The sequence below is a fragment of the Acinetobacter sp. LipI_19 genome, from assembly GCF_058242925.1.
The window spans coordinates 3307675-3320003 of the sequence record NZ_JBZAYK010000001.1 but is presented as its reverse complement, the minus strand read 5'-3'; the positions used below and the strand labels follow the sequence as shown (position 1 = coordinate 3320003).

Annotated in this window: 7 protein-coding genes and 2 pseudogenes; 4 read left to right on the top strand and 5 right to left on the bottom strand. The window is 38.5% G+C overall.

The features are described 5' to 3' along the window. The first annotated feature begins 40 nt into the window (after positions 1–40). Both AC4CVF_RS15940 and AC4CVF_RS15935 read left to right on the top strand, forming a co-directional pair. Positions 41–481: a class I SAM-dependent methyltransferase gene (locus AC4CVF_RS15940; protein ID WP_490789702.1), complete on the top strand. Its 441-nt coding sequence runs from the start codon at positions 41–43 to the stop codon at positions 479–481. Positions 482–824: 343 nt separating this feature from the next. Then, entirely contained in the window at positions 825–3011 is a 2187-nt protein-coding gene (locus tag AC4CVF_RS15935) for a TonB-dependent receptor (RefSeq protein WP_419361063.1), read from the top strand. A 149-nt stretch (positions 3012–3160) separates the two neighbouring features. On the opposite strand, the gene pta is transcribed toward AC4CVF_RS15935, so the two are convergent. The 3 genes from pta to AC4CVF_RS15920 all read right to left on the bottom strand — a co-directional run bounded on the left by pta (position 3161) and on the right by AC4CVF_RS15920 (position 8422). Beyond that, complete coding sequence (gene pta, locus AC4CVF_RS15930) at positions 3161–5302, bottom strand: phosphate acetyltransferase (protein WP_336954569.1); 2142 nt, start codon at positions 5300–5302, stop codon at positions 3161–3163. Positions 5303–5520: 218 nt separating this feature from the next. After that, positions 5521–6738 carry an acetate/propionate family kinase gene (locus AC4CVF_RS15925; RefSeq protein WP_336954570.1) on the bottom strand — a complete coding sequence of 406 codons (1218 nt, stop codon included), beginning with the start codon at positions 6736–6738 and terminating at the stop codon, positions 5521–5523. A gap of 418 nt (positions 6739–7156) precedes the next feature. Continuing rightward, positions 7157–8422 carry a glutamate-5-semialdehyde dehydrogenase gene (locus tag AC4CVF_RS15920; RefSeq protein ID WP_336954572.1) on the bottom strand — a complete coding sequence of 422 codons (1266 nt, stop codon included), beginning with the start codon at positions 8420–8422 and terminating at the stop codon, positions 7157–7159. A 303-nt stretch (positions 8423–8725) separates the two neighbouring features. On the opposite strand from AC4CVF_RS15920, the pseudogene AC4CVF_RS15915 reads away from it, so the two are divergent. Then, positions 8726–9773, top strand: a pseudogene (locus tag AC4CVF_RS15915) (alpha/beta fold hydrolase); the annotation flags it as partial. A gap of 77 nt (positions 9774–9850) precedes the next feature. Continuing rightward, positions 9851–10078, top strand: a pseudogene (locus AC4CVF_RS15910) (alpha/beta fold hydrolase); the annotation flags it as partial. A 90-nt stretch (positions 10079–10168) separates the two neighbouring features. Here AC4CVF_RS15910 and AC4CVF_RS15905 read toward each other — a convergent pair. Then, positions 10169–11014 carry a class I SAM-dependent methyltransferase gene (locus AC4CVF_RS15905; protein ID WP_490789701.1) on the bottom strand — a complete coding sequence of 282 codons (846 nt, stop codon included), beginning with the start codon at positions 11012–11014 and terminating at the stop codon, positions 10169–10171. 237 nt (positions 11015–11251) lie between these two features. After that, the gene (gene nagZ / locus AC4CVF_RS15900) at positions 11252–12271 is read right to left on the bottom strand and encodes a beta-N-acetylhexosaminidase (protein WP_336954575.1); all 1020 of its coding nucleotides are present in this window, start codon (positions 12269–12271) and stop codon (positions 11252–11254) included. Positions 12272–12329: the final 58 nt, after the last annotated feature.

Here is a 12329-nt window from a genome sequence, read left to right as displayed (position 1 = left end):
GACTGATTTACGTGGGGAATTTCTTTATGAAAAAGCGTGGTTGGATCGCTTTTTAACTTTAATTCCAGCTCACTCTCATATTCTGGATTTGGGCTGTGGTTCAGCAAAGCCCATTACTGCTTATTTGATTGAGCAAGCGAATACAGTGACAGGTGTTGATAGTTCTGATGTGATGATTGAAATGGCGAAACAGAATTTTCCTGAGCACACTTGGATTTTAGCTGATATGCGAACAGTAAATTTAGATCGCAAGTTTGATGCAATACTTGCTTGGGATAGTTTTTTCATCTTACACCACAAGATCAGAGAAATATGTTTGAAATTTTTAATCAATATACAAAAGCTGGTGCTACTTCAATGTTTAGCAGTGGACCATCCCAAGGGGAGGCGATTGGAGAGATGTTTGGTGATGCTCTGTATCATGCGAGCTTATCATCGGCTGAGTACCACGAACTATTTAAAAAGTATAATTTTGCAGTGATAGCGATGATTGCAGAAGACCGTAATTGTACAGGACATACTGTTTGGTTAGCCAAGCGAATATAAAATACCTAGATGAAAATAAATTAAGCAATAAATTAAAAATATCTAAAAATTTTAAGATTCTCAAATTAAGAGACTCATCTATTTTAATTGTGAGTATTAAAGTTATTTTTTAGTTAAATTTCTAAATAAGAAAAAAAAGCCTATCTCCTTTAATGTACTTTTCACGTTTATTTTATTTACCTATGATTATTTTGTAGTTAAATTAGCATGTTATTGTAAATTTTGGTGAGAAATTGTATTATAATGATAACTATTCTCATTATGTTTTCGGTGTAATCATGCCTTTTGTTAAAAAAAGCTTAACTTTAATGATGCTGTCGACGGGAGGACTTTTCGTTTCCTCTCTAACATTTGCAAATACAGATAGCAGTGAAGAACAGAAAAAAAGTACAGCAACGCTTCCCACGATTGTAATTGAAGCAATGAATGATGGTGACCCAATAAAAACATATGTGGACTATAAACAAGCCAATGTTACGAGAAATGGTTTAGATAAAAAAGATATACCACAAACGATTGATACAATTGATGTTTCTAAATATAAGCTATATGGTGCAAATGATTTGAGTGTCATGCTACAAGGCACACCAGGCGTTTCAACCAGTTACGATATGCGTGGTGATGGTATTATGCTGCGTGGGTTTAGTGCGGATTCTGGGGATATCTATCGTGATGGTGTGCGTGAAAGTGGACAAATACGTCGCAGTACCGCCAATGTTGAACGAATTGAAATTTTAAAAGGTCCTGCATCTGTATTATATGGCCGTAGTGGCGGCGGTGGTGTGATCAATATGGTCACCAAATATGCAAATTTTGACTCGGGAAGCTCAGTTGGGGCATACGTGGGTTCTTATGACAATGTTGGCGGAACGCTTGATATTAATAAAGTACTTAATGATAACTGGGCTGTACGTTTGGTTGGTGAAAAGTCCGATACCAATAGTTTCCGTTCAGAAATTGGCGCCAATGAGGAAATGATTTCTCCAAGTGTGACTTATCGTAGTGATGATGAAAAGCTACTTTGGACAACGGAATTTACTTACGACAATATAAATCGAGTTCCTGATCGTGGGCCTGCTTATGATAATTTGCCTGCAGGAACTTCAATTAAGATGGGGTTTGCTCAACCTGGTGATTATGTAGAAGATATTCTTCAAACAATGCGTACAGATGTTAAATATGAATTTGCACCAAATTGGAAATTTCATTGGGGCTTAAGCCATCGTGAGTCGGAACAAAATTTTGATCATTTTTATTTAGGCTCTATGTGTACTGCTGACGTGAAGCCAACGAATACAAATAAAGGGTGTTATAAAGGTTATATCAATCAAATTTATTATTGGCAACAGACAACCAATAAAACCACAACCAATACTTGGGATATAACTGGTGAGTTTAATACTGGGACAATTAAACATAATATTCTAGTCGGTACAGACTGGTCTTATGAGCAGAGAGAACCCTTACTATCAAATAAAAACAAGGATGGCTCATTGATTTATGGGTTTGTTAATCCATTAACAGGTGATCGTTTTAGTAACCGTGGTACAGGGCATATTACTACCTCGCATAATTATAATGAAGGAACAAATTATGCGCTTTTCCTTCAAGATCTTATTAGCTTCAATGATCAGTTTAAAATGATGTTAGGCGGGCGATATGATTACTATGAATCAAAAACCACAAATAAATTAGAGAGTTCAACCTCATATCGACAATCACGCGAAGTTAAAGACGAGACATTTAGTCCAAATGTAGGTTTTGTATGGCAACCCGTCCCTGAGCAAAGTCTATATGCATCTTATAGTCGAAGTTTTTCACCCTTTGGTGGTAATATGGGCGTCAATGTTATAAATGCAACTGATGACCTAAGCGCATTTAATTATGAGCCACAATATCTTGATCAATATGAAGTGGGTATCAAAAGTGATTGGCTAGATTCTAAGCTAAACACCCAACTATCTGTATTCAATATTAAAAAACATAATATTCGAGCGCGTAAAGATCCAGATGATAATAACTCGCCTTATGTTGTTATTGGTGAAAATGAATCTAAAGGATTAGAGTTTAGTTTTATTGGTCAGGCACTGAATAATATTTATGTTCGAGGTGGCTATGGTTATACAGATGCCAAAATTACTAAACATGATGTAAGACCTGAATTAGTTGATAATAATTTACGCAATGTGTCCAAGCATACAGGCAATTTATTTGTACGTTATCTTCCTACCGAAAAAATTTATGGCGAGGTTGGTGCAACCTATATGGGGGATTATTATACTTCTGATGAAAATACCATCAAAATGCCAGATTGGACTCGTGTAGATGCTGCAATTGGTTATAAAGACGATAAATGGGGCGCGACGATTGCTGTAAATAATTTAACGGATAAAGAATATTGGCGTTCAAATGCAATGCCAGGGACTCCTCGAAATTATTTATTCCGTTTAAACTATTTCTTCTAAACTTTAATCTCATCGGAAAAGAGGTTGCCTGATTACCATGATAGCAATCTAATCGTTTGGTCAGATGAAAGCATGATGCATGCGTTTATAGTAAGTCGATAATAAAAACCACCCAATTGATTTGGGTGGTTTTTATTATTAGTAGAGAATTAATGTGTAGTTTGTTGTTCTGACTGAATCGCTGTCAATGCAATGGTAAACACAATATCATCCACCAATGCTCCACGAGACAAATCATTTACAGGTTTATTTAAACCTTGCAGCATTGGACCAACACTGACGACATTGGCAGAGCGTTGAACCGCTTTATAAGTCGTATTGCCCGTATTGAGATCAGGGAAGATAAAGACATTGGCACGACCTGCAACTTGAGAGTCAGGGGCTTTAGAACGGCCAACACTTTCAACGGATGCAGCATCGTATTGCAAAGGGCCATCAATCAATAAATCTGGACGACGTTGTTTGGCAATTTCAGTGGCTTTAGCTACTTTTTCGACTTCTGCACCTGCACCTGAGGTTCCTGTTGAATAAGAAATCATGGCAATACGTGGGTCAATACCAAATGCTTTTGCTGAGTCTGCGGATTGAATTGCAATCTCTGCCAATTGCTCAGCATCTGGATCGGGGTTGATTGCACAATCACCGTATACATAAACCTCATCTGGCAACAGCATAAAGAAGATTGAAGAAACCAATGAGTACTCTGGTGCGGTTTTGATCAGCTGGAATGCAGGGCGCACCGTATTGGCGGTAGTATGTACAGCACCAGAAACCAGTCCATCGACTTGATCAAGTGCCAGCATCATCGTACCAAGGACCACAGTATCTTGCAGTTGCTCACGTGCTTGTAATTCGTTGAGTTTGCCTTTACGTAATTCAACCATTTGCGTCACGTAGTTTTCACGGATCAGATCTGGATCAATAATCTCTAAATCCACAGGAAGTTCGATATTACGTGCTTTGGCGACTTCAAGTACCGCTTCAGGTTTTGCTAACAATACACATTGCGCAATACCGCGTGATTGACAGATCGCTGCGGCTTGAATAGTACGAGGTTCATCGCCTTCGGGCAGTACAATACGTTTTTTTGCAGCAATTGATTTTTGTACCAATTCATGACGGAATGCGGAAGGGGATAAACGAGGTTTATAGTCACCGTTCAACATCTGGGTCAGCCATGCTGGATCAATATGGCTTGAAACGAAACGGGTCACTTGATCTGCGCGTTCGGTATCATCCACAGGAATTTCATTGCTTAAATTGGCAAGCTGCTGTGCTGTTTCAAAGGTACTGAGTGGTGTATGTAAAATAGGTAGACCATTTTTAATTGCAGACTGGCAGAATTCTAAAACCAATGGATTTGGCTCATGATGTTCAGTTAAAACTAAACCTGCGAGTGGAATGCCATTGCTGGTGGCTAAACTGCTCGCCAATAGCACATCAATACGATCAGAAGCACTGATAATCAGTTCGCCTGCAACGAATTTTTGTAGCTCATGTTCAATATTTGAAGCAATTAAGCTACTGTGCAACACACGACGTGTGTTAGCTTTGCCCTGATTAATCCATGTGGCTTGAATTTGTTTAGCTAGGTCTGAAATACGTGGCACACTTAAGGTATCACTGAATGGAACTAAGCCAATAATTGGGAATGCTGCTGAACCAATGTGTGCATAAGTTTTTTGAATTTCAGTTTTAAATTTTTCAGTATCTGCAACTAAACGTAAACTTGGATCAATGGTTACTGGAATTTGTGCAGATTCAGCAGGTAGACCACGAGTACGCATAAACAATACGCCCGCATTACGCGATGATGATGCTCCACCAAAATTACGTACTTGTGCTTCAACTTTTTCAGCAGTTTGTTCTGGTTTTTCGATATTGGCATTGCTGACGAAGATGACTTTGGCATCTAAAGCTTGCGCTAAAGAGGCATTTAAATCACTGGCAAAAGCATCACGAGCAGTTGGTACTAAGCCCTCTACAATCACAATGTCATGGGACTTTGCAATTTGGCGTTGTAAGCTGACCGCTTCTTCAAGGAGTTCATCTGTTTCACCATCATTGAGCTGTTGTGTGATTTTTACATAAGCTATTGGTTCAACTGTATCTAATTTTGAAATATGACGGTAAAGCGCAGTTGTGCGATCTGGTTCAGTGATTAATTCTTGTGAAAATGGTTTTAAAAAACCGGCTTTAACACCGTGGCATTCCAATGCATAGACCAAACCTAAACACGCCGACGTTAAGCCAACGCCTTCCCCAGTCGGAACCAATAAAATTGTTTTCATAGACGATTCTTTAATCAGTAAATAGTGTGAATTCATGGATAAATTGAAGATGAATATCTCCAATCATCTACAAGACTGGTTTATATATTTATGCCAGCTTAAACGATTACAAAATAGCTTTATATCAAAAATCTGATTAAGATCATTATAAATAATGATCTTGAGTATGCTGCTATTTCAACATGTACACGCAAAGCTCGTACAAGACTTACGACAGCTTAAGCTGTCGCAATATCAGATTCAGGCTTTTTTGCAGCCTGTTGTACCTCGTGTTCTACAACATGAACCGTTTCTTTAGCGATTCGACCTTCTTCATCGGTTGGAATTACCCAAATTTGAGGGCCTGTTCCTGCATCAATTCGACCTTCTGTTCCACGTTTTAAACCATCATTCTGTTCTTTGCTAAGGTTGAAACCGAAGTGAGGTAAGTAAGCAACAGTTTTTTCACGAATGTAGGCAGAGTTTTCGCCAATACCACCAGTAAAGAACAAACCATCGATACGTGGTAAGCCACAGCTTAATGCAGCCAGAGATTTGGCTAAACGATAACAGAATACTTCAATCGCTAAAGTTGCATCTTCATTGCCTTGTTCTGAGGCATCAATCAAGGTACGCATATCATTTGAAAGATCAGATAGGCCTAGTAAACCTGATTCGCTGTTTAGCATTTTATCAATTTTATAGATATCCCAACCTAAGTTTGAAGCAAGGAAGCTATGAATGCTAGGATCAACATCACCACTACGTGTGCCCATCACCACGCCTTCGAGCGGGGTAAGTCCCATGGATGTATCGACACTTTGACCGTTCCAGATTGCGCAAGTTGAGCTACCGTTGCCTAAGTGTGCTGTTAACCAACCGCCATGTTTGTAGCTACCCGCAAGTTCAGAACCACGTTCAGAAACATACGCATGACTGGTACCATGGAAACCATAACGACGAACATTGTGTTGTGTATAAAGAAACTTTGGTAAAGCATAACGATATGCATGTGCAGGCATGGTTTGATGGAATGCTGTATCAAATACTGCAACCTGTGGTAATTCAGGGAATAGGCGCATTGTCGCATCAATACCGACTAAATGAGCAGGATTATGCAGCGGTGCAAGCGGTGTTGCTTCACGAATTTTTTCTACAATTTCAGGTGTCAATAATTCCGCTTTGGTTAAGGTACCCCCGTGAACGACACGGTGTCCAATGGCTTGAGGCTTATATTGTGATAAGCGACCTAAGATAGTTTCTAAAGCTTTTTCATGGTCTGCATAAGGAATTGACAGTTCAAGAGGCTGATTACCCGCCGTGATTCCTTTAATACGTGCATCAGCAGAACCTAGGTTTTCTGCTAAACCAAAGATTCGATCTTCACGACGTTCAGAAACAAGCGCATATTTGATTGATGAAGATCCGCAGTTAATTACTAATACTGATGTAGACACGTTTGAATACCCGAAATTATAATTTAAAAAAGTCATCCTGATTGATCTGATTATGCTTGTTTATATAGGGCAAATTAGATCGGCAGTCATGTTGTACCATGTGTAGTTTTTTTGTCCTAGATAGACTTTAGGTGATTAGACTTTTGGACTATCGACCTGATATTGATTAATAATTAATATTTATCAATTGATTGTTAAAAATTATCACTCATTGCCGTTTTTATCTATCTGCATTATATAGTTTCTTGTAAATAATCTTGTCCTATAAAAATGATGTTGTTTTGGTGTTTTAAAATTTAATTAATTGTTTTTTTATAAAAAAAATTGAATTTAGTTATATTTTAACGATGTATTAAAAGTAAAAAACTCAGCATTTATTGTTAAGATAAATGCTGAGTCGAGTTATTCATGCTTGGAATTAATGACGAATCTGACCATCTCCCAAAACAATCCATTTTTGAGAGGTTAATCCTTCAAGACCAACTGGACCACGGGCATGAATTTTATCTGTAGAAATCCCAATTTCAGCGCCTAAGCCATATTCAAAACCATCAGCAAAACGAGTCGAAGCATTGACCATGACCGAACTTGAATCTACGCGTGTCAAGAATTGACGCGCTAAGCTAAAGTTCTCGGTGATGATTGCATCAGTATGATGTGAACCATACTTGTTAATATGTTGAATGGCTTCCTCAATCCCTGTCACAATTTTCACTGCTAAGATTGGGCCTAGATATTCTTCATACCAATCCTCTTCACTTGCTGGTTTTACAGCGTTGCCTAAGATTTTTTGAACATTTCTACAACCACGTAATTCAACGTTTTTTTCTGCATAAAGCTCGGCGATACGTGGTAAAAACTCCTCAGCGATTTTTTCATCAACCAAGAGAGTTTCCATTGCATTACATACACCATAACGATGTGTTTTGGAGTTTAATGCGATAGGAAGTGCTTTATGTAGATCAGCTTGAGCTTCAACAAAAACATGGCAATTTCCATCGAGGTGTTTAATCACTGGGATGGTTGCCTCATTGGTGATGCGTTCAATCAAGCTTTTACCACCACGAGGTACAATCACATCAACATATTCAGACATGGTAATTAATTGGCCCACGGCTGCACGGTCAGTGGTGTTTATCACTTGTACACAAGTTTCAGGTAAGCCCGCTGCTTTTAAACCATGTTGGATGGCTTCAGCAATTGCTTGATTTGAATTCAATGCTTCAGAGCCACCACGTAAAATGATGGCATTGCCAGATTTTAACGCAAGTGAGGCAGCTTCAAGGGTAACGTTTGGGCGTGATTCATAAATCATGCCGACCACACCTAAAGGCACGCGCATTTTACCAATCTGAATACCTGTTGGGCGGAAAGCAAGATCCGTGATTTCACCAATCGGATCGACAAGACCAATGACATCTTTTAAGCCTTGTAACATTCCTTTAAAGCGTGTGGGGTTGAGTTCTAAACGATCAAGTAAAGCACTATCCAATTGATTGTCACGACCTTTGCTCATGTCAATTTGGTTGGCGGCCAAGATTTGCGGTTGACTATTTTCCAAAGCAGTATAAATCGCAGATAAGGCATTATTTTTTGCAAGTGTAGTTGCGCCTGCCAAAACACTAGCGGCTTGGCGTGCTTGCTTCCCTACAGTTTGCATATACTGTTCAATTGAGTCTTGCATAGCAGTTTATTTGATCATTAAAAATTTCCCTTTGATAGTAGCAGTCTAAGTAAAGCCAAGGAAGTATTTCACTGAAATAAACTTATTTTGTGTTGCCAGAACTCAGAATATTTTGCAAAGTCTTTTGCCATTTAAACTGGATAAACGGTCAATTTAGCGATTGCGTATAAATCACACATCTGTAAGAATGAAACAATAAGGACATTGAAGTGATACAGAATTTATACGTATCACGAATTTGAAAGAATAATGCGGGTCAAAATCTTGCATATTAAAAGAATAAAGCAAGGATGGAGGAAGGATATGAATTCCATTATCCAAATGGACACAGAATCACACCAATCTTTATCAAGCTTTGGTTTTTTCGACATATACCACAAAAATAGTTTTAAGCAGGAACCAAGAACAACTTGGATTGATGGCTGGAAAATTGAGTATATGGCGATCGCAGATCCACGAACAATTCACAATACCCCTATTGTGATTGTGGGTGGAGCATTCCAAAACTTTAACTCATATAAATATTGTGTCGAGCAGTTTTTTGAAAGTGGCCCAGTCATTCTGATTGATTTGCCCTCAATGGGCGCCAATCAACAAATCACCAATATCGATTCTGGCTTATCAGCAGGTACATTAGAGTTACCAGATCTTTCTCGTATGTTGGGACAGTGGCTTGATATTGTCGCGATTGAAAAGGTTGCCGTGGTGGGGATATCTTTAGGTTCTGTGATTGCTTCATTTTTTGTTGATCAACGTCCAGAATTGGTCGAGAAAATGATCCTGATGGGCGTCATGCAAGAAACGCGTAAAAGCTGGCGGATGCTGTTAGAAGAATCATTGATGCTGATGAAAGAACAACGTATGGGGGAGTTTGGTCAAGCGGTCATTTTGTATTTAGTCAATCATGCTAAATTAGACAAAACCCGAATGTCGCCTACAGCAAAAAGATTGTTCTTTAAGCAAATGGCTGAGTTTTCTCATACAGAACAAGAACGTTATGAAATCAATTGTAATCGCTTATTGCGGTTAAACCATGTGCCGGTCCCTCAAGTCAATACGCTGGTGGCATGTGGTCAATACGACAGTTTTACCTTACCCCATGAAAATGCAAACTTTGCTTTGCAATGTCCAGACATGCAGTTTGCATTGATTGCCAATGCAGATCATGTTCCACAATTACAGCGTCGTAAAGAAACCATGACCTTATTCACTACTTATTTAAAAGGTGATTCTATTCAAGGGCTAGATGGCATTGTTAATTTCACACGGGAACAAATGCAACATATCGAGCGCCGTGGAGAACAACGTATTCAAGTGCTTGATCCGCATCGCCAGTTGAGCCACCGCCATTCAAATAGAGTGATACAGGTAGATGTGATTGATTTAAATTATTTTGGTCTATTGATAAGCCTTGATCATCAACAGGATTTAGCTTTTGTCAATGAACATACCCGTGATTTGGCTTTAAACTTAAGTGATGATGAAGGTGAGTTTGCGATTGAATGTTTGATTTTTGAAACATCTGAATTTGGTGTTCGGGCTCTATTTAAGCATGGTAGCTTTGAAAATGCAGATCGCTTATTACGCTTTATCGCGCGCCAAACTCAAACAGTACCGGTGTGTATTGAACAAGAAAATGCTGTAGCTTTAAGGTAGTCATGGTTTGTTCTGTTAAAAAACCAGTCTTTTTCACTGGTTTTTTATAGTTAGGAGTTCAAGTCTCGATCATAGCAACAAATGATTGCTTTATCGTTGTGCATCAATCATCCACACCAAATCACCTAGATGTTCTTCAGCATCGTGTTTAATTGAATTTTTATTAAAATAGGAACTAGGCTGGATTACTTCAACTTTTTGAAAACCAGCTTGATAGATAAAATTTCTCACTTGTTCTGGATTGATAAAGTGAAAGGTAAAAGCACTTCGAGACATGATTTTTAATAGCTTGCTACTATTCCAAATCACTTTAGCCAGTTTGTTTTTTACAGGTTCAGGATAGAGGTCTGTGAGATAATGTAAGCTCTTGAAGTCTTGTCCGTACTGGGAAATCGATTGAATCAATTGTTGTAAAAGTGCTTTGGTAAAGTAGTTAATTAAACCTTCACTGATCACAACGAGCGGTCGTTGGGGATCAAATACGTCAAAGGCTTTTTTAAAATCGTCTGTAAATAAATCTACAGACAATACATCTGGGCTCGCGTTATCAATTTGCTTAAGCGCTGCTTGCTTAGTTTTTGCCATATCGGGCAAATCTAATTCACGATAATCAATCGTGGGATAATGTTGCCTAAACCACCAACCTCTTGGTGATAGTCCTGCGGCTATTTCTAATACTTGTAAGTCAGGAGACTGTTCGATCAGTTTAGCTAAGCGCTCATCTAACATAGTATGACGTTGTTTGAGTGTGGTACGCATACTGCCGCCTACATATTTTTCTCCCCAACTTTCTATTGGATGGGCAATCATCGCTAAAGTTTTACCCTTTGATGTAGCAAATAATGGATGAGAAATTCCCATTTTATACCAAATATAGCCTGTGTAATGGGCTGTAAATGAGATATGGCGGTGCTTTGAAAGTTGTTGGTCTGACATAGTTATCCTTAACTTATATTTTTTCTAATTCGATGATTACGAAAACAATTAAAAAGAAGACTAAAATTTAATTTTACTCAGTTCTTCTTTTTTATCCTTCCCAATGCACTATTTAGAGATATGCATCTTAAGCTTTTTAAACTGTTAAAAAGCTTAAAATTTTCTCTTTCTTTTTATAAAAAGAAAGAGATGTTAATTTTTCTAGATCAACATCATATAGATGTGTTTCTATTCTTTTTAAAGTGAATTTTTAAATTCTTCAATGACTCTTTTGACAGTTTGCCATTCATTTCCAAGCTCAAATTTTTCACCAATGGTGATATCTGGAATTTTGCCACGCATACGTTCTAAACGTGCTTGATTTGGTAATGGTAGATTGTTAATTCCAGCCAATGCAATACATGCTGATTCACGATTATTACACACCAAGCCCATATCGCAACCAGCTTCGAGAGCAGCTCGGATACGTGCGTCTGCTCCGCCTGCGACACAAGCAGCTTGCATACTTAAATCATCTGAGAATAACACACCATCAAATTGAAGTTCTTGACGTAAAATCGTTTCAATCCAATAGGGTGAAAAGCCCGCAGGATTTGGATCTACATTTTCATAAATAACATGTGCAGGCATAAGTGCATCCAGCTGGGTTTGTAGCTGAATAAAACTTTGCATATCATTATTATAAATATCTTGGTATTCACGTGGATCAATTGCTGCAGCAACATGAGAATCTGCTTTAACTGAACCATGTCCAGGGAAGTGTTTGCCTGTAGTTGCCATACCAGCACGTTGCATCCCTTTCATAAATGCACTAGCTAGGGGCACAATATCTTGTACATTTTTTGCAAAGGCGCGATCGCCAATCACATCACTTATATCATTGAGATCTAAAACAGGGGCAAAACTAAAATCAATCCCGACAGCAAGCACTTCAATTGCCATGAGCCAACCACATTGTTCAACCAGTGTTAATGCTTTTTCAGGTTGAGTTAAGTAAAGCTCACCAAAATGCCCCATAGCTGGTAGTAGAGTAAACCCTTGTTTTAAGCGTTGTACTCGCCCCCCTTCTTGATCAACTGCAATAAGAATGTCTGGGCGAATTTGGCGCATATGATCGGTTAATGCGCGAACTTGTGCAGGTGATTCTATATTTCTTGAAAATAAAATCATGCCACCGACTTGCGGAGTTTGTAATAGTTCAATATCTTCTTGAGTAAGTTCTGTGCCTGCAATATCAAGCATCAATGCGCCGATCATAGGAATCCACGGTTGTATTTATTTAAACTGGGAAACAATACCCGATTTCTGCAATGAT